This is a genomic window from Arthrobacter sp. KBS0702, from assembly GCF_005937985.2.
Classification (GTDB): Bacteria; Actinomycetota; Actinomycetes; order Actinomycetales; family Micrococcaceae; genus Arthrobacter.
Map to the genome: position 1 here is coordinate 1,672,611 of NZ_CP042172.1, position 22,044 is coordinate 1,694,654.

Annotated in this window: 19 protein-coding genes; 7 read left to right on the plus strand and 12 right to left on the minus strand. The window is 69.6% G+C overall.

Features of this window, described 5'->3' with window-relative positions; translation table 11 throughout:
• Positions 1-47: 47 nt before the first annotated feature.
• Positions 48-668 (minus strand): L-threonylcarbamoyladenylate synthase, encoded by a 621-nt coding sequence (locus FFF93_RS07695; RefSeq protein ID WP_138769438.1) that lies wholly within the window; start codon positions 666-668, stop codon positions 48-50.
• 182 nt (positions 669-850) lie between these two features.
• Here FFF93_RS07695 and FFF93_RS07700 point away from each other — a divergent pair, with 182 nt between their 5' ends.
• Together FFF93_RS07700 and FFF93_RS07705 are read left to right on the plus strand one after the other, a co-directional pair.
• Positions 851-1,720 carry an SDR family NAD(P)-dependent oxidoreductase gene (locus tag FFF93_RS07700; RefSeq protein WP_138769437.1) on the plus strand — a complete coding sequence of 290 codons (870 nt, stop codon included), beginning with the start codon at positions 851-853 and terminating at the stop codon, positions 1,718-1,720.
• Positions 1,717-2,265, plus strand: a complete 549-nt coding sequence (locus FFF93_RS07705; RefSeq protein ID WP_138769436.1) for an NAD(P)H-dependent oxidoreductase — start codon at positions 1,717-1,719, stop codon at positions 2,263-2,265. The genes FFF93_RS07700 and FFF93_RS07705 overlap by 4 nt, the downstream gene beginning before the upstream one ends.
• A 63-nt stretch (positions 2,266-2,328) precedes the next feature.
• Here FFF93_RS07705 and FFF93_RS07710 read toward each other — a convergent pair whose 3' ends face one another.
• The 9 genes from FFF93_RS07710 to FFF93_RS07750 form a co-directional block, all read right to left on the minus strand.
• Positions 2,329-3,474: an XdhC/CoxI family protein gene (locus FFF93_RS07710; protein ID WP_138769435.1), complete on the minus strand. Its 1,146-nt coding sequence runs from the start codon at positions 3,472-3,474 to the stop codon at positions 2,329-2,331.
• Between the two features lie 10 nt (positions 3,475-3,484).
• The gene (locus tag FFF93_RS07715; protein WP_138769434.1) at positions 3,485-4,261 is read right to left on the minus strand and encodes an SRPBCC family protein; all 777 of its coding nucleotides are present in this window, start codon (positions 4,259-4,261) and stop codon (positions 3,485-3,487) included.
• Complete coding sequence (locus FFF93_RS07720) at positions 4,251-5,162, minus strand: VWA domain-containing protein (RefSeq protein ID WP_144766410.1); 912 nt, start codon at positions 5,160-5,162, stop codon at positions 4,251-4,253. The genes FFF93_RS07715 and FFF93_RS07720 overlap by 11 nt, the downstream gene beginning before the upstream one ends.
• A gap of 408 nt (positions 5,163-5,570) precedes the next feature.
• Entirely contained in the window at positions 5,571-6,494 is a 924-nt protein-coding gene (locus FFF93_RS07725; RefSeq protein ID WP_186372257.1) for a MoxR family ATPase, read from the minus strand.
• A complete protein-coding gene (locus FFF93_RS07730) occupies positions 6,491-7,120 on the minus strand; it encodes an NTP transferase domain-containing protein (RefSeq protein WP_138769433.1) in 630 nt (209 codons plus the stop codon). Before FFF93_RS07730 ends, FFF93_RS07725 begins: the two co-directional genes overlap by 4 nt.
• Positions 7,104-8,030 (minus strand): XdhC family protein, encoded by a 927-nt coding sequence (locus tag FFF93_RS07735; protein WP_138769432.1) that lies wholly within the window; start codon positions 8,028-8,030, stop codon positions 7,104-7,106. The genes FFF93_RS07730 and FFF93_RS07735 overlap by 17 nt, the downstream gene beginning before the upstream one ends.
• Positions 8,030-10,423, minus strand: a complete 2,394-nt coding sequence (locus FFF93_RS07740) for an aerobic carbon-monoxide dehydrogenase large subunit (protein ID WP_138769431.1) — start codon at positions 10,421-10,423, stop codon at positions 8,030-8,032. Before FFF93_RS07740 ends, FFF93_RS07735 begins: the two co-directional genes overlap by 1 nt.
• The gene (locus FFF93_RS07745; protein ID WP_138769430.1) at positions 10,420-10,986 is read right to left on the minus strand and encodes a (2Fe-2S)-binding protein; all 567 of its coding nucleotides are present in this window, start codon (positions 10,984-10,986) and stop codon (positions 10,420-10,422) included. The genes FFF93_RS07740 and FFF93_RS07745 overlap by 4 nt, the downstream gene beginning before the upstream one ends.
• A gap of 5 nt (positions 10,987-10,991) precedes the next feature.
• Positions 10,992-11,882 carry a xanthine dehydrogenase family protein subunit M gene (locus FFF93_RS07750; RefSeq protein WP_138769429.1) on the minus strand — a complete coding sequence of 297 codons (891 nt, stop codon included), beginning with the start codon at positions 11,880-11,882 and terminating at the stop codon, positions 10,992-10,994.
• A gap of 119 nt (positions 11,883-12,001) precedes the next feature.
• Here FFF93_RS07750 and FFF93_RS07755 point away from each other — a divergent pair, with 119 nt between their 5' ends.
• A complete protein-coding gene (locus FFF93_RS07755; RefSeq protein ID WP_138770481.1) occupies positions 12,002-12,982 on the plus strand; it encodes a LysR family transcriptional regulator in 981 nt (326 codons plus the stop codon).
• A 123-nt stretch (positions 12,983-13,105) separates the two neighbouring features.
• Positions 13,106-13,423, plus strand: coding sequence for a DUF6457 domain-containing protein (locus tag FFF93_RS07760; RefSeq protein WP_138769428.1), 318 nt, complete (start codon positions 13,106-13,108; stop codon positions 13,421-13,423).
• An 84-nt stretch (positions 13,424-13,507) separates the two neighbouring features.
• On the opposite strand, the gene FFF93_RS07765 is transcribed toward FFF93_RS07760, so the two are convergent.
• Positions 13,508-15,865, minus strand: a complete 2,358-nt coding sequence (locus FFF93_RS07765) for an FdhF/YdeP family oxidoreductase (RefSeq protein ID WP_138769427.1) — start codon at positions 15,863-15,865, stop codon at positions 13,508-13,510.
• Positions 15,866-16,211: 346 nt separating this feature from the next.
• Positions 16,212-17,990, minus strand: coding sequence for a long-chain-fatty-acid--CoA ligase (locus FFF93_RS07770; protein ID WP_138769426.1), 1,779 nt, complete (start codon positions 17,988-17,990; stop codon positions 16,212-16,214).
• Positions 17,991-18,199: 209 nt separating this feature from the next.
• Here FFF93_RS07770 and FFF93_RS07775 point away from each other — a divergent pair, with 209 nt between their 5' ends.
• The 3 genes from FFF93_RS07775 (at position 18,200) to FFF93_RS07785 (ending at position 21,991) form a co-directional block, all read left to right on the plus strand.
• On the plus strand, positions 18,200-19,582 hold the full coding sequence (locus tag FFF93_RS07775; protein WP_138769425.1) for an MBL fold metallo-hydrolase RNA specificity domain-containing protein: 1,383 nt from the start codon (positions 18,200-18,202) through the stop codon (positions 19,580-19,582).
• On the plus strand, positions 19,579-20,895 hold the full coding sequence (locus tag FFF93_RS07780) for an erythromycin esterase family protein (RefSeq protein WP_138769424.1): 1,317 nt from the start codon (positions 19,579-19,581) through the stop codon (positions 20,893-20,895). The genes FFF93_RS07775 and FFF93_RS07780 overlap by 4 nt, the downstream gene beginning before the upstream one ends.
• A 226-nt stretch (positions 20,896-21,121) precedes the next feature.
• The gene (locus FFF93_RS07785) at positions 21,122-21,991 is read left to right on the plus strand and encodes a universal stress protein (protein ID WP_138769423.1); all 870 of its coding nucleotides are present in this window, start codon (positions 21,122-21,124) and stop codon (positions 21,989-21,991) included.
• Positions 21,992-22,044: the final 53 nt, after the last annotated feature.

Below are 22,044 nucleotides of genomic sequence, written 5' to 3' on the forward strand. Positions count from 1 at the left end.
TGGCCCTTCCCGGCGCCTGCAACCTACTCTTCACCCGGCCATCGGCCCTACTCGAACCTGGACGGGTCGCCCATGCCGTGGCGGACAACCTCGGCGACGCCGCTGGAGAAGTCGATGACCGTCGTCGGCTCTGCCCCGCAGTCGCCGGAATCGATCACGGCGTCCACCACGTGGTCCAGCCGCTCCTTGATCTCCCAGCCTTGGGTCAGCGGCTCCTCCTCGTCCGGCAGCAGCAGGGTGCTGGAGAGCAGCGGCTCGCCAAGTTCGGCCAGCAGCGCCTGGACCACCTTGTGGTCCGGGATCCGGACGCCGACCGTCTTCTTCTTCGGGTGCAGCAGCCGCTTGGGCACCTCCTTGGTCGCGGGCAGGATGAAGGTATAGCTGCCCGGGGTGACGGCCTTGATGCTGCGGAACACGTCGTTGTCGATCTGCACGAACTGGCCGAGTTGGGCGAAGTCCTTGCAGACCAGCGTGAAGTGGTGCCTATCGTCAAGGTGGCGGATGGACCGGATGCGGTCCAGCGCTTCCCTGTTTCCGAGCTGGGCGCCGAGGGCGTAGCACGAGTCGGTCGGGTAGGCGATCAGGCCGCCGGACTTCACCAGGTCCACCACCTGCGTGATGGAGCGCGGCTGTGGGTTGTCGGGGTGCACATCGAAATATCTCGCCATGGCACGAGCTTACGCCCGGCGCCCCGGGGCAGGGGCGGCAATGCCGGCCGGGCCACGAGCCCGGCTTGTGCACAGACAATTCTGTCTGATAACTTCGATCCCGGCCTAGACAATCCTGTCTAGGTCCGCCGGCAGGGAGTGTCATCCGGCGAACGCGGCACCGGGAACGAGGCTCGTAATCCATGGCGGGAAAGACTGTCCTGATCACCGGGGGTACCGGCGGGATCGGCAAGGCCACAGCGCTGGGGCTGGCAGCCAGGGGAGCGCGGGTAGCCATCACGGGACGCGACGCCGAGCGGGCGGCTCGGGCGGCGGAAGAGATCCGCGCGGTAGCCTCGGCCCCAGTCGAGGTGTTCATCGCGGACCTCTCTTCCCAGCAAGAGGTCCGCGGCCTGGCCGGCGAAGTGATGCAGACCCTGGACCGCCTCGACGTCCTGGTTAACAACGTCGGCGGGTTCTGGAACAGCCGCCGACTCACCGCGGACGGGCTTGAGTACACCTTCGCCCTCAACCACCTCGCGCCGTTCCTGCTCACCAACCTGCTGCTCGAGCCGTTGAAGGACAGCGCGCCCGCGCGGGTGGTGACGGTCTCCTCCGGAGCCCAGGCCATGGGCCGCATGGATTTCGCGGATCTTCAGGCCGAGCGATCCTACTCGGGGCAGCGAGCCTACAACCAGTCCAAACTGGCAAACGTCCTGTTCACCTACGGCCTCGCCGCCCGGCTCGCCGGCACCCGGGTCACCGCCAACGCGCTGCACCCCGGTGTGGTGCGGACAGCCTTCGGGGCCGAGGATCCGGGCCCGCTGCAGGGGTTCCTGACGCCGCTGGTGCAGCGGTGGATGAAGTCTCCGGAGCAGGGGGCGCAGACGTCCATCCATCTCGCCTCGGCGCCCGAACTTGAAAATGTCACGGGCCAGTACTTTGCCAACAGCACGGCAAAGAAATCATCAAAACGCAGTTACAGCCGGGCCGATGCTGACCGCCTCTGGCAGCTCAGCGCCGCCCTGGTGGGCCTCGAATCTGATTCTGAAAGAAGCACAAACCTTCCATGACCGCTCACCGCACCCTCGTCGTCGTTGCCCACCCTGACCTGGCGGCGTCCCGGATCACAGCGGCGCTCGCCGCCGCCATCAAGGACCTCGACGGCGTCACCGTCCGGGAACTCGCATCGGCTTACCCCGACCGGCGCGTGGACGCCGTCCGGGAGCAGGAGCTCCTGCGCGGGCATGACACCATCGTCCTGCAGTTCCCCTGGCACTGGTACTCAGTTCCCGGGGTGCTGAAAGAGTGGATGGACCAGGTCCTCACCTACGGGTTCGCCTATGGTGCCGGCGGCGACGCCTTGCACGGCAAGCGGCTGCAGTTGGTCATCTCGACCGGCGGCCCTGAATCCTCCTATACGCCAACGGGGCACAACCGCTTCACCATGGCCGAGCTGCTGCGGCCCCTGGAGGCCACCGCGCACCTCTGCGGGCTGGAGATGGCAGAACCCCTGGTCCTGCATGCGGCGCCCCGGACGACGCCCGAGGAACTTGCGGCCCACGCCGCCCGCTACCGGGAACTGCTCTCGGCCGTTCCCGCCGCCGCCGGCCGCTAGGCTTCCCGGGGCCCGGATGGGCCCCGGCCGGGCCGGGGCGCTGCGGCAGGTGCCGAGCTCCGGCTAGGACTGCGGCTGTTCGCGGTTCTGTTCGTCGTGGTGGATCCGTTCGTCCAGCTGCCGCAGCGGCTCGCCGCTGCCGCTCCACTGCTTGGCGATGATCTCCGCGGCGATGGATACCGCCGTTTCTTCCGGGGTCCGGGCGCCGAGGTCCAGGCCCACGGGGCTGTGCAGCATTGACAGTTCGGCGCCGCCCAGTCCTGCCTCGCGCAGCCGCCTCAGCCGGTCCTCGTGCGTCCGGCGGGAGCCCATCGCCCCGACAAACGCCACGGGACTTCCCTGCAGGGCCACCTCCAGCAGCGGAATATCGAATTTTGGGTCGTGGGTGAGGACGCAGATGACGGTCCGTTCATCCACCAGCCCACGGGACTGCTGCCCGGCGAGGTAGCGGTGCGGCCACTCGTTGACCACCTCGGCGGCGTCGGGAAACCTCGCCGGCGTGGCGAAAACGGCGCGGGCGTCGCAGACGGTCACCCGGTAGCCGAGGAAGGTGCCGAGCCGCGCCAGCGCCGAGGCGAAGTCGATCGCGCCGAAGACGAGCATACGCGGCGCCGGCGCGTAGCTCGAGAAAAAGATCCGCATCCCGCTGTCCAGCCGCTCTCCGTCCGGGCCGTAGCTCAGGATGCCGGTCCGGCCCGCCGCCAGGAAGCCCTGGGTGTCGTCGCCGACGGCCAGGTTGGCGCGCTCGGAGCCCAGGTTGCCCTCAAAGCCGTCCGGGCGCACCACCAGATGCCGGCCCAGCCAGCTGCTGTCAGGGTGCTCGATGACCGTGGCCACCCCCACCCGCCTCCCGTCGGCGATGTCCTGCCGGACGCCCTCGAGCTCCGCGAAGCGTTGCCTCGAGACCGGCTCGACGAAGATGTCGATGATCCCGCCGCAGGTCAGGCCGACGGCGAACGCGTCGTCGTCGCTGATCCCGTACCGCACCAGCACCGGGACCCCGTCTCCCTGGACCTGGCTGGCGAGTTCGTACACGGCGCCTTCCACGCAGCCGCCGGAAACCGAGCCGACGGCCGCGCCGCTGGCGGTGACGGCCATGGAAGCTCCGGGCAGCCGCGGGGCGGACTTGAACGTATTCACGACCGTCGCCAGGCCGGCGGTCTTGCCATCCCGCCAGTCCGGCATGATGGCTTCCAGGACGTCCCGCACCGTGCCCTCCCTAGAGCCTTCCGAAGAGGCGGAGCATGCGGAACGCGGACCGCCGTCCGGCCCAGTAGGCGAGGCAGGCCACCACGGCAACCAGACCCAGGACCTTGCCGGGACTGGAAAGCTGATCGGCGGCGATGCCTCTGGCCAGGCTGAAAGCGTCGAGGCTGCCCGACGGCGACGGCGACGGCGTGCTCGGCGTCGTGCTCGGGGACGGCGTCGTTGTCCCGGTCCCGGTGGTTGCGGGCGCAGTTGCCGGGGCGGCGGACGAGGCCGGCGTGGCTGCCGCGGCCGCCGGCTCCACTTCGGGAGCAGTCCCGGCGCCGGCCCCGGCAGCGGCACCGGGTTCGGCGAGCATGGCCTGCAGGTTGCTGGCGAAGAGCCCCATCATTTGTTCCGTGACGCTGCCGATCACGCTTTTGCCCATCGCCGCGGCCTTTCCGGACAACGCCAGGTCGGCGCTCACGGTTCCACGGGTGGTGGTTCCTTCTTCCGTGAGGGCCAGCGTCACCTGGGCTTCCGCGGTGCCCTGGCCGCGCGTCTCCTGGGCCTTGCCGCCCAGCACGGCCCGGTGCTCGGCGGCATTGCGCTCCAGCACGTTGAGCAGCCCCTTGTACTGCAAGTTCACCGGACCCAGCTTGACCGTCATGCCTACCTGGTAGGCGTCGTCGGAGAGTTTGTTCAGGATCTGGGCGCCCGGCAGACAGCCGGCCACCCGTTCGAAGTCCATCAGGGTGTCCCAAACCTTGCCGATCGGTGCGACCACCGAAAAACTGCTGTCAATCTGCATGAGCTGCTCCCTTGTCTTCCGCTTGTCGTCCGATCATTCCAAGTCGCGTTTCGTGGCCGCCGGCCGCGGGCTGGCCTGCACCCCGGATTGCGGCGGCGAGCTGCGCCAGCGCAGCGTAGCTGTGTCCGCTGACGAAGGCGTCGCAGTAGGGCAGGGCCGCGGCGATACCGCCGGCCAGCGGCCGGTAGCCCGGTGCGGCCTTTCGCGGGTTCACCCAGACCACCCGGTGCGCGAGCCGGCGCAGCCGGGCCATTTGGGCGCCGACCTGTCCCGGATCCTCCTGCGCCCAGCCGTCGGAGAACACCACCACCACGGCTCCCCGGGCCAGCCCACGGCGGCCGTATTCGTCCAGGAAGTGCCGGAAGCTCTCGGCGATCCTGGTGCCGCTGGCCCACTCCGTCGCCGTGGCAGCCGCCTGGGCAAGCGCCAGATCAGGATCGCGGTGGGCCAGCTGCCGGGTCAGGCGGGTCAGCCGGGTGGAGAAGACGAAGGCCTCGGCCCCGGCGTTCGTGACGGCGCCCTGCAGCAGGGCCAGGAAAACCCGGGAGTAGGACTCCATCGAGGCGGAGACGTCGCACAGGAGCACCAGTTTGCGGCGTTGCTCGCGGCGCCGGGCGTAGAGCATCCGGGGCGAGTCGTAGCCGGAGCGGCGGGCCGCCCGCACCGTGGCCCGGATGTCCAGGCGGGCACCGCTGTGCGGGGACTTTCGGGTCCGCCGGCTCAGCCGCGAGGGCGTCGCCAGCAGGATCCGGGCCGCCAGCCGCCGGACCTCGGCGGCTTCCTGCTCGGAGAGTTCGGCAAAGTTTGTAGTGTGCAGGTGCTCCTCGGTGGACGCCATCGCGAGGACGGCCTCCCGGTCGGGGCCGGAGCGGGCGCCGTCGTCGTCGCGGCCCGTCGCCACGGCAGGGTGCCGCCGGCCGGCCGTGCGGCCGGGCTCGGTTGGGCGGCCGCTATCCGCGGCGGGCCGGGGTGCGACCCCTCGTCGGGCGGCGGGGCCGGCGGCGCGGGCACGGGTGTGCCGGCGCTGCGGTCCAGCGCTGCGGCGGGATCGAAGCCGGCCCGGAAGACTGAATCGAACACGGCGTCGAACACCGGCACCTGCTCGAGACTGGAGACCAGGACCACCCGCAGGGTCCAGTAGAGCCGTTCCAGATTCGTCGGCGGCACCAGCCGGAGAGCCTGTGCCAGCCGGGCGGCCCGGTCCGGGGAGCACGGGAGGCCGGCGCCGCGCAGCGCCGTAATGAAGCCTGCGGCCAGGGCGGCAGCCTCCACAAACGCCGGCGCGGGAGCCTGCACCGGCGGCCTCGTCTCAGTCACCGGCGCCGCCCACCAGCCAGGCGGCCCCGCGTGAGTCCACCAGTTCCAGGTCGTCACGGTTCTTGACGATCGAGCCCCAGGTTTGTTCGGCGGTGGCGGCGTCGATCCGCTCAATGCCCAGCACGGCGAGCGCCGAAACCCAGTCGATGGCCTCCGAAATGCCGGGCGGTTTGGCCAGGTCGAGGGTCCGCAGCCGCGTGATCACCGCGGCGGCCTGCAACGCCAGCGGGCCGCTGCTGGCCGGCACCCTACGGCGGACGATCTCGGCAATCCGCGCCGGCCCGGGGTAGTCGATCCAGTGGTAGAGGCAGCGGCGGGTCAGCGCGTCGTGCAGGTCCCGGGTGCGGTTGGAAGTCAGGACAACGATGGGCGGATGGGTGGCGCGGATGGTGCCGAGCTCGGGGATGGTGACGGAGGCCTCCGCCAGCAGCTCGAAGGTGAACGCCTCAAACTCGGCGTCGGCGCGGTCGATTTCGTCCAGCAGCAGCACCGCCGGTCGCGGCCCGGGGTGTTCGATGGCCTGCAGCAGCGGCCGGCGCAGCAGGTACTGGGGGCCGAACAGCTCGGCTTCGCTGACCTCGGCGTCGCGTGCTTCGGCCAGCCGGATGCCCAGCAGCTGGCGCTGGTGGTTCCACTCGTAGAGCGCCTCGCCGGCGTCGATTCCCTCGTAGCACTGCAGCCGGAACAGGGGTGTGTCCAGCAGCTCCGCCAAGGTCTTGGCCGCCTCCGTCTTGCCCACGCCCGCCTCGCCTTCGAGCAGGATGGGCTGCGGCAGCCGCACCGCGAGGAACAGGGCGGTCGCCAGCCCCGCGTCGGCCAGGTAGTCGTGCTGGTCCAGGGCCGCCATCAGCGACGCCACGTCCGGGATCCGCCGCCGCACCTCGTCCTCGGCCCCTGTCCGGGCCGCCGTGTTCACCCGGCCCCCTGCAGCTCGGCCAGCACCCGGCGGTAGTCGTCCTCGGTGTCGACATCCAGCGGGACTGTGCCCGGCGTCGGGACCTCGACGACGTCGTCTGCCCGTTGCTCCAGCAGCTTCCACACGGCCTTGTCGCCGTGCAGCGAGGCCAGTTCAGGCAGCAGCCGGCGGCTGAACGCCAGGGGGTGGCCGACGCCGTCGTCGTAGCGGCATACGGCCGCGCCGGGACTGTGCTGCCCTGCCAGCGCCCGCAGCAGCGGCGCCACGTACTCGGCCCGCACGCCCGGCTGGTCGCCCAGCAGCAGCACCACCGCGCTGGTGTCCGGCCGCAGCAGGGCCATCGCGGCGGCAATCGAGGACGAGCAACCCTCGTCGTAGTCCGGGTTGAGCGCCACCTCGCAGCCCGAGGTGTCCACGGCGCCCAGGACCTCCGCGGCGGAGCCGCCCAGCGCCAGCACGGTCTGGGCGAAGCCGCAGCGCCGTGCCGTCGCGAGGACGGCGTCCAGCAGCACGCCGTCGCCGTAGGGCAGCAGCTGTTTGGGCCGGCCCAGGCGCCGTGAGGCCCCGGCCGCCAGGATGACGGCCGCGGTGCCGGCCAGGGCGGGGGAGTCAGGTGCTGAGGGCATAGCGCTCCGGGTCCTTGCGGAAGGCCGCGCGGCAGCCGGGGGAGCAGAAATACACGGTGACGCCGTTGTGCTCAAGGTGCAGGGACGATTCCACCGCCGGCACGGACATGCCGCACACGGGGTCCACCGCGGTCTTTGGCTGCGGGGTGGACGGTGCCGGCACCCCGCCGGTGTCTGCGTGGGCCCGTGCCACGGCCCGTTCCTGGACCAGCTGGGCCAGGATGGACAGTGCGATTTCCCCGGGGGTGCGTGCGCCCAGCTGCAGCCCTGCCGGGGTGTAGACCCGCGAACGCAGCACATCGTCCACCTCGAGCGAGTCGAGCACGGCCGCGCCGCGCACTTCGCTGGCCACGAGGGCGACATAGGGCACGCCGGCGCGCAACGCCGCTTCGAGGGCCCCCTCTTCGGCCTTTCCATGCGAGGCGACAATCAGGGCGGCGTCCCCGGGACGCGGCCGGGCCGCCTCGCCCTCGGCCAGTTCGACGTCGAAGCCGACGCCGGGTCCCAGCTCGGCGAGCGCCTGTGCCACCGGTGCTGCGCCGACCACCACCACCCGGGGTGCCGGGATCCGGGGCTGCAGGAAGATCTCGATCGCACCGCCGCTCAGGCACGGGTTGGACACCTCGACGGCGCCCTCCTCGGACCGGTGCGACGGCTCGCCGGGCAGGACGCGCAGCAGGAGGGGCTCCCCGGAGGCCAGCACCTGCAGCCCGTACTCCCGGACCGAGGACTCAACGCAGTTTCCGCCGACGAAGCCCTGGAGCTCGCCGCCGGGCAGCAGCAGGGCGGTGTCCCCGGCGCGGGCGCTGGTCGGATGCTGGGCGCGGACCACCGTGGCGTGCACGAACGGCTCGCGGCGGGCGGTGAGCTCGCCGGCCCGGGCGGCGAGGGATTCTGCGGTGTTGGCCATCAGATCGGCGGCCTTGCCCGGCCCTGCATGGCCGCCCAGACCCGGGCGGGGGTGCAGGGCATGTCCATGTGCACGACGCCGAACGGCGCCAGCGCGTCCACCACCGCGTTAACGATCGCCGGCGGGGAGCCGACCGTCGCGGACTCGCCGATGCCCTTGGCGCCGATGGGGTGGTGCGGGGATGGCGTAACCGTGAAGCCGGTCTCCCAGTCCGGCACTTCCATGGCGGTGGGGATCAAGTAGTCCATGAAGGAGCCGCCGAGGTTGTTGCCGTCCGCGTCGAACTCGATGATTTCCATCAGGGCCATCCCGACGCCGTCGGTCAGCCCGCCGTGGACCTGGCCCTCGATGATCATCGGGTTGATCCGGGTCCCGCAATCGTCGACCGCCACGAAGCGCCGCACCTTGACGTGCCCGGTGCCCGGGTCGACATCCACGACGCAAATGTAGGCGCCGAACGGGAAGGTGAGGTTGGGCGGGTCGTAGGTGACTTCCGCATCCAGGTTGCCGTCGACCCCCTCCGGCAGGGTCAGGGTGCCATGGGCCGCCATCGCGATGTCCTCGATGGTCTTCCCCGCGGTGGGGTCGCCCTTCACGAACCAGCGGCCCTTTTCCCATTCCAGGTCCTCCGGACGGGTCTCCAGCATGGCGGCGGCGATCAGTTTCGCCTTCTCCCGCACCTTGCGGGCAACCAGCGCGACGGCGCCGCCGCTGACCGGCGTCGAGCGGCTGCCGTAGGTGCCCAGTCCGAACGGCGTCTGGTCCGTGTCGCCATGGACGACGTCGATGTTCTCCGGCGGGATGCCGAGTTCCTCGGCGACGATCTGGGCGAAGGTGGTTTCGTGCCCCTGGCCCTGGCTTTGCACGGAGATCCGGACCACGGCCTTGCCGGTGGGGTGCACCCGCAGTTCGGCGCCGTCGGCCATGCCCAGGCCGACAATGTCGAAATGCTTGCGCGGCCCGGCGCCGACGACCTCGGTGAAGAAGGAGATGCCGATGCCCATCAGCTCGCCCTTGGCCCGTTTCTCGACCTGTTCGCGCCGCAGATCCTCGTAGCCGGCCAGCTCCATGGATTTGCGCATGGCCGCCTCGTAGTTGCCCGAGTCGTAGACCCAGCCGGTCTTGTTTTCGTAGGGGAACTGCTCCGGCTTGATGAAGTTCTTCAGCCGCAGCTCCGCGGGGTCCATCTCCAGCTTCCGGGCGAGGATGTCCACCATCCGCTCCACGAGGTACACGGCCTCGGTGACGCGGAAGGAGCACGCGTAGGCCACGCCGCCGGGTGCCTTGTTGGTGTAGACGCCGGTCACCTTGCAGTAGGCGGCCTGCAGGTCGTAACTGCCGGTGAAGATGGAGAAGAAGCCGGCCGGGGTCTTGGTGGGTTGGGCGGTGGCGTTGAAGGCACCGTGGTCGGCCAGCACGTTGGTGCGCAGGGCCAGGATCTTCCCGTCCTTGGTCGCGGCGATCTCGCCCTGCATGATGTAGTCGCGGGCGAAGGAGGTGGACATCAGGTTCTCGGAACGGTCCTCCACCCATTTCACCGGCCGGCCGGTGACGATGGAGCCGACGACAGCGAGGATGTAGCCGGGGTAGATGCCCACCTTGTTGCCGAAGCCGCCGCCGATGTCCGGGGACACGATCCGGATCTTGTGCTCCGGGATGCCGGCGACGATCGCGAACAGCGTGCGGTGGGCGTGCGGGGCCTGCGTGGTCTCGTAGAGGGTCAGCTTGCCGTTGACGGCATCGAAGTCGGCGACGGCGCCGCAGGTTTCCATCGGCGCCGGGTGCACCCGCGGATAGACCATCTCCTGGCTGACCACGACGTCGGCGCTCGCGAACAAGGCCTCGGTTTCCGCCGCGTTGCCGATCTCCCAGTCGAAGATCTTGTTGTCCGTCCGGCCGGCGATTTCGTCCCGGATGACGGGGGCGTCGGCGTCGAGGGCCTTGCGCGCGTCGACCAGCGGCGGCAGCACGTCGTATTCGACGTCGATCAGTTCCAGGGCGTCGCGGGCGGCGTACCGGTCCTCGGCCACAACGAAGGCGACCTCCTGGCCCTGGAACCGGACCTTGTCCGTGACCAGCACTGCCTGCACGTCGGCGGAGAGCGTCGGCGCCCACGCGAGCTTGAGGCCCTCCAGGTCCTTGCCGGTGATGACGGCCAGCACTTTGGGATGGGCCAGGGCGTTGGTGGTGTCGATCGACACGAGCCGGGCGTGGGCCACCGGGGCGCGCAGGATCGCGCCGTGCAGCATGCCGGGCAGCACCAGGTCATCGATGTAGTGGCCCTTGCCGCGGACGAAACGTGGGTCTTCCTTGCGCTGGATGCGGCCATAGCCGATCGGGCGGTCCGCGTCGCCGGCCGCGGGGTTGATTCCCCGCTCATGGATGACAGTCATGCCTTCACCTCTGCGTTGTCGGTTTCCGTGGCGACGTCCTCCACCACGGTGTCGGTGCCGTCGAGGACCTCGTCGGCGCCTTCGCCGCCGGCATCGGCAGTGGCGGCCGGATGGGCGGCGGCCCACTGCACCGAGCGGACGATCGTCGCGTAGCCGGTGCACCGGCAGATCTGCCCGGAGATGGCCTGCCTGATCTCGCCCTCATCCGGGTGCGGGTTCTTATCGAGCAGGGCGCGGGCGGTGAGCATCATGCCCGGGGTGCAGAAGCCGCACTGCAGCCCGTGTTCCTCCATAAAGCCCTGCTGGACCGGGTCCAGCGTGGCCCCGGTGGCGAGCCCCTCCACGGTGCGGATGTCGTGCCCGGCGGCCATGGCCGCGAGGACAGTGCAGGACTTCACCGGCTGGCCGTCCATCAGGACCACGCAGGTCCCGCAGTTGCTGGTGTCGCAGCCCCAGTGGGTGCCGGTCAGGCCCAGCACCTCCCGGATGTAATGCACCAGGAGCACCCGGGGTTCGATCTCGGACGTTACTTCGTTGCCGTTCACGGTCATGCTGATCTGCATGCGCTTCAGCCTTCCTGTGTCTGTTCGGCCGTCCGGGCGGCGCGGGCGCAGGCCCGTCGCAGGACCCGCCGGGTGAGTTCGTCGGCCAGATGCCGTTTGTAGTCGACCGGCCCGCGCTGGTCCGCCACCGGGTCGCAGGCTTCGGCCGCCAGCCGGCCGGCGTCGGCGTACAGCTCTTCGGAGGGGCGCTTGCCGCGCAGCAGTTCGGCGGCCTCCGCGACCGAGTGGTCCAGGCCCAGCGCCGTCAGCCCGACGGCGCCGTCGGCGATGCTGCCGTCCTCGGCGAGGGTCACGGCTGCGCCCGCGGCACCGACTGCCCAGTCGCCCACGCGCCGTTCCACCTTCTCGTAGGCGCTGGACGAGCGGGGCCGGATCGGGAAGCGGAGTTCGGACAGCAGTTCGTCCGGCCCGACGGCGGTCTGGTACGGGCCGCGGTGGAAGTCCCGCATGGACAGGACGCGCTCGCCGCCGGGCCCGCGGACCACTGCTACGGCGCCGAGGACGTCGCAGACCGTGGAGAGGTCCTCGGCGGGATCGGCCTGGCACAGGGAGCCGCCGATGGTGCCGCGGTTGCGCACCACCGGGTCGGCAATCACGCGTTCGGCGTCCCGGACAATCGGGAACAGCCCGGCGATCTCCTCTGATTCCAGCAGCGTGCTGTGCCGGGTGAGGGCCCCGACGCGCAGCTCCCCGCCGTCGCGCAGGATGAAGTCCAGTTCGAAGAGGTCGTTGATGTCGATCAGCCACTCGGGCCGGGCGAGCCGCAGTTTCATCATCGGAAGCAGGCTGTGGCCGCCGGCGATGATCCGCGATTCGGGGCCGTGGCGGGCCAGGAGTTCGAGCGCGTTCTCCACCGTGGTGGCCCGAACATAGTCGAATGGAGCCGGAATCTGCATAGTCCCACCTCACTCCAGGGCGCAGGCAACGTCGCGCGGCGCCGATTTAAGGCAAGTGTTGCCCCGCCCCGACGGGGGTGTCAATATCGACATAAGCGAAAGGTTATGAAGCCGTGTCGATGACGTTGAGCCAGTTGCGGACGTTCGCGCTGGTGGCACGCCTGGGCTCGCTTCACGCCGCTGCAACGGCCCTGGAAGTCAGCGAACCGGCCGTCTCCGCTGCCCTGGCGGCGCTCCGGCAGGACCTGGGCGACCCGCTGTTTGTGCGGTCCCCGGGCGGGATCACCCTGACCCCGGGCGGGCGGGCGCTGGCGGACTACGCCCAGGACATCGTCGGGCTGGCGGACCAGGCCCGCTGGGAGGTCGCCAACGCCAAGAACGACGCCGGGCAGCTGAAGATCGCCGCCACGGCGCCGTTCGCCGAGCACGCGGCGGGCCGGCTGCTGGACCTGTTCACCAAACGTGTCCCGGGCGCCTCCGTGGACGTGGTCGCCGTGGCGGCGGAGGACCTGGTGGGACTCCTGTTGGAACGCGCCTACGACATCGCCCTGGGGGCCCGGCCGCTGGCCCCAGCGGGTACCCCCGCCACCGAACAAGGCCTCGAGTCCGTCCCCTTCCTGCGCTACCAGCGGGTCTTCGTGGCGGACGCCGGCGACCCGCTCGGCCGGATGCGCGGCCCCCTGGCCGTGGAACGGCTGCTGGGAAGGCCGTGGTTCGCCGGGCCCGCGGGCATCCTGGACAGCTCGGAGGAAGGACGCTGGCTCGCGGGCCTCGGCGTCGTGCCGGAAATCATCAGGCTCAGCAGCGAGACGGATGCCCTGGCGGCCGTGCGGGCGGGGGAGGGGATCATGCTGGCGATCGGACACATCGTCCGGGCCGAGGTCCTCAGCGGTGCGCTGATCCGGGTTCCCGTGGCCGGAACCCCGGTGCCGGGGCTGTGGTGGGCCAGCACCCTGGACCAGCACCGGACCACCACCATGGCGAAAACCCTGCAGCGTTTTGTCCGCACGGCCGATGCGACGGCGTCAATGGTCGCCCGGGGCGGTTCGCGCGGGCTGGAGCGCCGCGGCTCGAAATTCCATGTCGCCCTGTGGAGTTGACGGCCGGGGGAGCCGGCGACTTGGCGGTGAGCGGCTGTGTCGCGTTGCACATTGGCGGGAATCGGTGCTACCCCTTGAGGGACACCCGCTTGACCCCAAGCATCCGACGATGAGGAGTAGCACATGACTTTGCCCCGAGATGAAGACAGCTCGCTGCGGCACTGGAGCGCCCGACTGATCCAGGCCCTGCAGATCCTGGATTTGGAAGTCGACCACGACAAGATCGTCGAAGTCGCGGACGAGTCACTGAAGGCGGTCGGGCCGCACGCGGACGCCATCAGCGCTTTCATCGTCGGTTACGCCGCCGGGACGGCGTCCACCAACGGCCGCAAGAGCACCCAGGAGGCGGTACACGCCGCGTCCAACAAGGTCATCGAGCTGTGCGAAAACGGTGAGGCCGGCGGCCCGGACGAGAAGGGCTGGGCCAAGCGGGCCCAGTAACACCGCAGCAGTAGCGAAAAGCGAGCAGGCCGCGTCCCCACCGGGGGCGCGGCCTGCCTGCGTTTCGCGGAGGTGCCGGCGGCCCTAAGCCGGCAAGGTGACTCCCGGGGCTGCGTGGAGCCGGGCCGGGCTGTCCGGCGTCTGGTCCAGGCTTGGTTCCAGCCGGACGATGACGGCCTTCGAGATCGGCGTGTTGCTGCCTTCGGCGGTGTGGTTGAGCGGCACCAGCACGTTGGCCTCCGGGTAGTATGCGGCGGCGCAGCCCGGCGCCGTCGGGTACGAGACAACACGGAACTTGCGCAGCACCCGTTCGACGCCGTCCTGGTACTGGCCGTGGATGTCCACGTAGAGGCCGTCCGAGAGGCCCAGTTCCCTGATGTCGTCCGGGTTCACGAACACCACGTGGCGGCCCTTCTTGATGCCCCGGTAGCGATCGTTGTGGCCGTAGATGGTGGTGTTGAACTGGTCGTGCGAGCGCATGCTCTGCAGGATCAGGGTGCCCTCCGGCCGCTCCACGTGTTCGAGTTCGTTCACCGTGAGCACGGCCTTGCCGGTCGGCGTCGGGAAGGTGCGCGAGTCCCGGGGTCCGTTCTCAAGGATGAAGCCGCCTTCCTGGCGGATCCTGGTGTTGTAGTCCTCGCAGCCGCCCACGACCCGCGAAATGTGGTCGCGGATCAGGTCGTAGTTCTTCTCGTAACCGTCCCAGTCCGCCTTGATCTTGTCGCCGACGAGGGCTTTGCCGAGCCGGCTGAGGATGGCCGGTTCGGAGAGCAGGTGGTGTGAAACGGGCTCCACGCTGCCCCATGAGGGGTGGACCGCGCAGACGGTGTCCTCCACCGAGACGAACTGCTCGCCGGATTCCTGGATGTCGATCTCGCTCCGGCCCATGGTGGGCAGGATCAGGGCCTCGGCGCCCGTCACCACATGCGAGCGGTTGAGCTTGGTGGAGACCTGGATGGACATTTCCGTCCCGGCCATCGCGGCCTCGGCGGCGTTGGTGTCGGAAATGGCGCCGACGAAGTTGCCGCCGACGGCCATGAACACCTTGATCTCGCCGTCCTGCATCTTGTTGATGGTCTCGACCGCGTCCACGCCGTGCTCGCGGGGCGGTTCGAAGTCGAATTCCTCGCCGAGGGCTTCCATAAACGACTGCGGCATCTGTTCCCAGATGCCCATCGTGCGGTCGCCCTGCACGTTGCTGTGGCCGCGGATGGGTGAGGCGCCCGCGCCGGGCTTGCCCATGTTGCCGCGCAGCAGGAGCAGGTTGATGATCTCCTTGATCGTGGCCACGCCCTTCTTCTGCTGCGTGATCCCCATGGCCCAGGTGATGATGACCTTCTCGGCCTTCAGGTAGCGGGCGGCAAGCTCGTCGATCTCCTCGGTGCGCAGCCCGGTCGCTTCCAGCACTGCCTGCTCGTCGAGCAGGGCCAGGTGTTCCTTGAGCTCCTCGAGCCCTTCGCAGTGCTCCGCGAGGAAGGCGTGGTCCAAGACGGTGCCGGGGTTCTTCGCTTCGGCGTCGAGCACCCGCTTGGAGACGGCCTGCAGCAGGGCCATGTCCCCGCCGATCCGGATGTGCAGGAACTGGTCGGCGATGGACGTGCCGCGACCGATGATGCCCCTGACCTTCTGCGGGTTCTTGTAGCGGTGCAGCCCGGCCTCGGGGAGCGGGTTGACAGCGACAATTTCGCCGCCGTTCTCCTTGCAGTTCTCCAGCTCGGTCAGCATGCGCGGATGGTTGGTGCCCGGGTTCTGGCCCATGATGATGATCAGGTCCGCGTCCGCGTAATCGTCGAAGTTGACCGTGGCCTTGCCGATGCCGATGGTCTGGCCCATCGCCCAGCCCGAGGACTCGTGGCACATGTTGGAGCAGTCCGGCAGGTTGTTGGTGCCGTAGCCACGGACCAGCAGCTGGTACAGGAAGGCAGCTTCGTTGGAGGTGCGGCCGCTGGTGTAGAAGGAGGCCTCATCCGGGGAGTCCAGGCCCTTGAGCTTCTCCGTGATGATCCGGATGGCGTCGTCCCAGCTGATCGGCTTGTAGTGGTCCTCGCCGCTGGGCTTATAGACCGGCTCGGTCAGCCGGCCCTGCATGCCCAGCCAGTAGTCCGAGCGGTCCCGCAGTTCACTCACCGAGTGCTCCGCCCAGAACGACGTCGGGATGACCACCGGCGTCGCCTCCCAGGTGACGGCCTTGGCGCCGTTTTCGCAGAACTCGAAGGCCTTCCGGTGATGCGGGTCAGGCCAGGCGCAGCTCGGGCAGTCGAAACCGTCCTTCTGGTTCATCTTCATGACCGTCTTGCGGGTCCGGTTGAGGCCCATCTGCTCCACGGCCGGGACCATCGAATGGTAAACGCCCGGGACACCGGCAGCCCAGTGCTTCGGTCCCTTGCCGACCTCCAGGTCCTTTTCGCTGGTTTCCTCAATGCGCGGAGTCTTACGAGTCACGTCAACTTCCCTTCTGCAGACGCCGCCGGTGGCCCGGCGGCGGGCACAACTTCTCTAGGCACCCTACCCGCACGCCCATAACAGGCCTATCAGCTTGCCCGGAGCGCCGCAAGCAATTGCCCAGATCCTGCGGCGGTCCGGGCCCTCCGAACGCCGGGCGCGGTTGGCGGCGGGAGGGTCGATCCAAGTTTTTCGCAAGAACGTGCCCGCATTCTGGTAGCACCATCAGCTTCTGGAGGCGGGTTCGCGCCCCCCGGCACCCGGCGCCCTGACGCGGTACACGAGCGGGCGCCGCGTCCAGGGGCAGGAAGATGGCACCGCCGGCTGGCGGGTTCCCAGCGACCCGTCAGCCGGCCGCCAGCATGTCCTGGATCTCCCGGCGCAGGACCTTGCCGATCAGCGAGCGCGGCAGCTCGTCCAGCACCACCACGCGTCGCGGGACTTTGTAGGCTGCCAGGTGCCCTCGCGCGAAGTCCTGGAGGGCGCCGGTGTCGACCGTAGCGCCCGCGGCCGGGACGACGGCGGCCACAACGTCCTCGCCCCCGCCGGGCCGGGGCAGGCCGACGACGGAGACCTCGGCAATCCCCGGGAAATCGGCGAGGACGTCCTCCACCTCGGTGGGCGAGATGTTGAAGCCGCCGCTGATTATCAGCTCCTTGATCCGGTCCCGGATCGTGACGAAGAAGTCGTTGTCCACCGACACGATGTCGCCGGTGCGGAACCAGCCGCCCTCCAGCAGCGCCTCCTCCGTTTCGTGCGGCCGGTTCCAGTAGCCGGCGAACACCTGGGGCCCGCGGATCAGCAGCTCGCCCGGCTCGCCGGGGCCACGGTCGATCAGGACGTTCTGCGGATCCACCACGCGGATGTCCGTCAGCGGGAACGGCACGCCCACCGTACCCGGCTTCCGGCTGGGTCCGAACGGGTTGCCCACCGAGATGGGCGAGGTCTCGGTCAGCCCGTAGCCCTCAATCAGGTAGCCACCGGTCGCCCGCTCCCAGGTCTCCACCGTCGCGGCCGGCAGGTTCATGGCTCCGGAGATGGAGTAGCGGATGCCTTTGAGGCTGACGCCCTGCCGGGCCGCCGCGGCCGCGAGCCGGTCGTAAATCGGAGGTACCGCGGGCAGGAAGGTCGCCGGGGACTTCCGGTGCGCCTTCAGCACCAGGTCGACGTCGAACTTGGGAAATAGCACCAGCCTGGCACCGGTACTCAGCGCGAAGGTCATGCACAGGGTCAGTCCGTACGCGTGGAACATCGGGAGCACCGCGTACACGGTTTCGCGCCCGTCCTTGAGGCCCGGCACCCAGGCCCGGCCCTGGGCGGCGTTGGCCTGCAGGTTGGCATGCGTCAGCATGGCGCCCTTGGGCGTGCCGGTGGTGCCGGACGTGTACTGCAGCACCGCCAGGTCCTCCGGCGCGGGCCGCGGGTGCCGCTTCTTCAGTTCGCCGGCGTCAAGGAGGTCGCGCCACGGCAGGACCTGGCGCCGGACGCCGCCGGACTGGCGTGCGGATCTTCCTGCGGACGGTCTTCCTGCGGACAGTTTCCCGGCCGAGAGGGCCGCCCGCGCCCTGCGTGCTGAGGGCAGCGGCAGCCGCAGCGCGAGCCGCTTGCTCAGCGGCATCGCCGGGATCAGCTCGACCGAGACGATGCTACGCAGCGCGACGTCGGCCGGGAGCCGCAGCACCCGGTCCACCGCCTTGTCCCAGACGATCGCGACGGCGGCGCCGTGGTCCTCGAACTGGTGGCGCAGTTCACGGTCAGTGTAGAGCGGGTTGTGCTCGACCACGACGGCGCCGAGCCGCAGGGCGGCGTGGAAGGCGATCACGTGCTGTGGGCAGTTCGGCAGGACCAGGGCGACCCGGTCGCCGGCTTTTACGCCGAGCTTCTTTAGCCCGGCGGCCACCCGGCTGATCTGGGTACCCAGTTCCCGGTAGCTGGTCCGGGCCCCGAAGAACTCCAGGGCCGTCTTGGCTCCGAAACGCCGGACGGAGGAGTCCATCAGGTCCACGAGCGAACCCTTGGGCAGCTTGAGGTTGGCGGGGACTCCCGGGCTGTACTGCTTCGTCCACGGACGGTCCGCCCAAGGGAGGCCGGGGACCGGGGGGCTGGGGGTGGATTTCTTGTTCATGCTCAGTCCTTGCCACTGGGAATGGCGGCGTCCGGCTGGCCGCCCGCCCTCAAGCCGGCCCAAAGTGCCCGCCCGGAAAGCCTACCGGCCCGGGCACCGGCGTCCCGCACACCCGCGGCCGCGGTGCCCGCAGGGGGTGACTTTCGGCCCTAGGGGAGGGGGCGGTTTGCGCGGAAGGTGGGTTTGACGGACTCGGGAACGGAAGCACCATGAAACACGAGCAGCCGACCCTCCGGTTCTTCGGTGCCACCGACACTGTGACCGGTTCCCGCTACATGCTCGAAGCCGGCGGGCGCCGGGTGCTCGTCGACTGCGGGCTCTTCCAGGGCTACAAGCGCAGCCGCGAGCGCAACCGGATGCCCTTTCCTGTTCCGCCGCGGACGATCGACGCCGTCGTCCTCACCCATGCGCACCTGGACCACACCGGCTACGTGCCGGCGCTGGTGCGGGACGGCTTCACCGGACCCGTTTTCGCCACCGACGGCACCACGGACCTGTGCAAGTTGATCCTGCCGGACAGCGGCTACCTGCAGGAGGAGGAGGCCCGCTACGCGGCCCACTGCGGATCCTCACGGCACAGCCCGGCGGTGCCGCTGTACACGGCCGAAGACGCCGTCAAGTCGCTCAACAGCTTCCGGATCCGCGACTTCGACGACCCGCTGGACCTCGGCGGGGGGATGGAACTGACGTTCGTGCCGGCCGGGCACATCCTGGGGGCGGCGCAGGTGCATGTCCGGCTGGGCTCCCAGTCGGTGCACTTCACCGGCGACCTGGGCCGCGCCGATGACCCGTTTATGTACCCGCCCCGGCCGCTGGGCGCCGTCGACGTCCTCGTCACCGAGTCCACCTACGGGGACCGGTTGCACTCCACGCTGGATCCCGAACAGCAGCTCGGGGAGATCATTACGCGGGTCGCCAAGCGCGGCGGGGTGGTGATGTTCGCCGCGTTCGCCGTCGGCCGGGCGGAGACGCTCATGCTGTACCTCTCCAGGCTCCGCCGCAAAAACGCGATCCCGGACATTCCGGTGTACCTGAACAGTCCGATGGCCATCGACGCCTCCGGAATGTACCAACGGCATCCGGAGGAGCACCGGCTCAAACGGGACGAATACGAGAACATGTACAGCATCGCCAAGCTCACCCGCAGCGTGGACGACTCCAAGCTGCTGAACCTGCGCGGCGGGCCGATGATCATCATCTCCGCCAGCGGCATGCTGACCGGCGGCAGGATCCTGCACCACCTCGCCGCCTACGGCCCCGACGCCAAAAACGCCATTGTCCTCAGCGGCTACCAGGCCGGAGGCACCCGCGGCGCCGCGCTGGCTGCGGGGGAACGTGAGCTCCGGATCTACGGGGAGGACGTGAAGATCCGGGCCGAAGTGATCCAGATGGAGAACCTGTCCGCGCACGCCGACACGGACGGCCTGATCAACTGGATGAAGGCGGCGCCGCGGGAGCCGCGGATGACCTACATCACGCACGGCGAACCTGACGCCGCCGACGCGCTGCGGGTCCGGATCAAGCGCGAGCTGGGTTGGCGGGCCCGGGTTCCGGAGCATCTGGAACGGATCGATATCGGGGACCCGCGGTGAACCCGGGCAACGTCACCAAGGCGGCCGTCCTCGGCGAGATCCACTCCCTCGCCCGCCAACTCCGCAGCGACCGCGACCTGGACGGGCTGGTCCGGCGCGCCGCGGAGTGCCGCTTCACCGCGATCGGGGAGGCCTCGCACGGCACCCACGAGTTCTATACCTGGCGGGCCACGCTCAGCCGCCGCCTGATCGAGGAGCAGGGCTACACCTGGATCGGTGTGGAAGGGGACTGGCCGGATTGCTGGCGGCTCAACCAGTGGGTCCGCGGCCTCAGCGGACAGGACCAGGGCGTCCATGCGCTTCTCGCCGGGTTCCAGCGCTGGCCCACCTGGATGTGGGCGAACGAGGAAGTGGCCGGGTTCCTGGACTGGCTGCGCACCTGGAATTCACGCCGGCCCCCGGCGCAACGCGTCGGCTTCTACGGACTGGATGTCTACTCACTCTGGGACTCGCTGCGTGAGATCATCGGCTGGCTCCAAGAGCACCTGCCCGAGGCCGTGCCCGCCGCCATGCGCGCCTGGCAGTGCTTCCTGCCGCACCACGAGGACCCGCACAAATACGCCTGGAGCACGCGGCTGGTCCCGGACTCCTGCGAGGCCGACGTCGTGGCCCTGCTCAGCGAGGTCCGGAGCCGGGTGTTCAGCCCGGGCGACCACGACGAGGAGGCCTTCGACGCCGTCCAGAACGCCGAGGTGGCGGCGAACGCCGAGCACTACTACCGGATCATGGTCCGCGGCGACCGGCAGTCCTGGAACGTCCGGGACCACCACATGGCGGACACCATCGACCGGCTGGCCCGCCACCTGGGCGCGGCGTCCAAGGGCATCATCTGGGAGCACAACACCCACGTGGGCGACGCACGTGCCACGGACATGGCGCAGGACGGGCTGGTCAACGTCGGCCAGCTGCTGCGGGAACGGCATGCCCTCGAAGGGGTCCTGCTGGTGGGCTTCGCCTCCCACCGCGGCACGGTGATCGCCGCGGATGCCTGGGGGACGCCGGAGCGGATCCTGCCGGTGCCCGCCGCGCGCCCCGGCAGCCATGAGGACTTCCTGCACGAGGCGCTGGGGGTGCCCTCCGTGCTGGAGTTCGGCGACGACCGGACCGGCCCATGGCTTTCGACCTGGCTCGGGCACCGGGCCATCGGCGTCGTTTACCACCCGGAGCGGGAACAGGGGAACTACGTGCCGACCCGGATGGGGGAGCGCTACGATGCGCTGATCTGGCTGGAACAGACCGCCGCGCTGCGCCCGGTGCACCACGAAGGGCCGGCCCTCGAGCCTGAGTTCGAGACGGAACCGACCGGCTTCTAGGACCGGGGGCCGGTGAGGGGCTTAAGGCCCTAACCGGCCGCCAGGGGCCGGGGGACACTGAATTGTCGGCAGTGCCTCGGCGCTGCCGGCGAGTCATGCCAAACAGCAGCGGCCGCCCGCAACGGTCTCCGCCGCGGTCTCAGCAGCGGTCACAGAACGGTGCGCTGCCAGGACCACTGTTGGGGTCGCGTCCACGTTCGCGCCACGGAAAAGAGCAGGATTCAGCATGAGTAAACCAATCGTCGTCGGCATCAATGGCTCGGCGGGCAGCGAAGCCGCGCTGGCCTGGGCGCTGAAACGCGCTGCCGCGCACAAGCTCCCGGTCCTGTGCGTCCACGCCGTTGATGACCGCTGGATGTCACCGGACTTCCAGTACCACGAGCTCATCCGGGAATCCGGGATGGAACTGCTGGAAAAGGCCAAAGCCAGTGCAAAAAACCAGGCCCCCGACGTCGACGTTGACGTCCAGCTGCGGCACGGAAGCCCAGGCTCGGGCCTGCGCGAGGCGTCGAAGGAAGCTTCCATGGTTGTCGTGGGCGCCCACGACAAACACTGGATGGACGGCGGACCCATGACGGACCGGGCCCTCCAGATCGTGACCGCCTCGGACAGTCCCGTGGCCGTCATCCCCAGCACCTCGGGCGCCGGCAACCGCGGCGTCGTGGTCGGGGTGGACGGCTCGGAAGAGTCGCTTCAGGCCGTGGCGTTCGCCGCGGCCGAGGCTGACCGCGGCGGGGACGAACTGACCGTCGTCCTGGCTTTCCGCAGCCCGGCCCGCTGGGTTGAGCACCAGCTGCCCGATAGCGGACTCGCCGAGACGATCGTCGAAGAGGACCGGATTGCCTTGGCCGAATCAGTGGCCGGCCTCGGGGACAAGTACCCGGACCTGGTGATCCACCAGCGCCTCGAAACCGACACGGAGCCGGCGAAAGCGCTCACCGACCTGGCGAGGGATGCCCGCCTGCTGGTGATCGGCAGCCGCGGCCGCGGCGGCTTCTCCCGGCTGGTGCTCGGCTCCACGGCCCACGCCGTGCTGTTGAACGTGACGAGTCCCACCGTGGTGACCCGGGTGCACAAGGTCAAGCACGAGGGCTGAGCGCACGGCTAGACCGACAGGACGGCCCCCTCCGCGGAGGGGGTCTTTCCTGT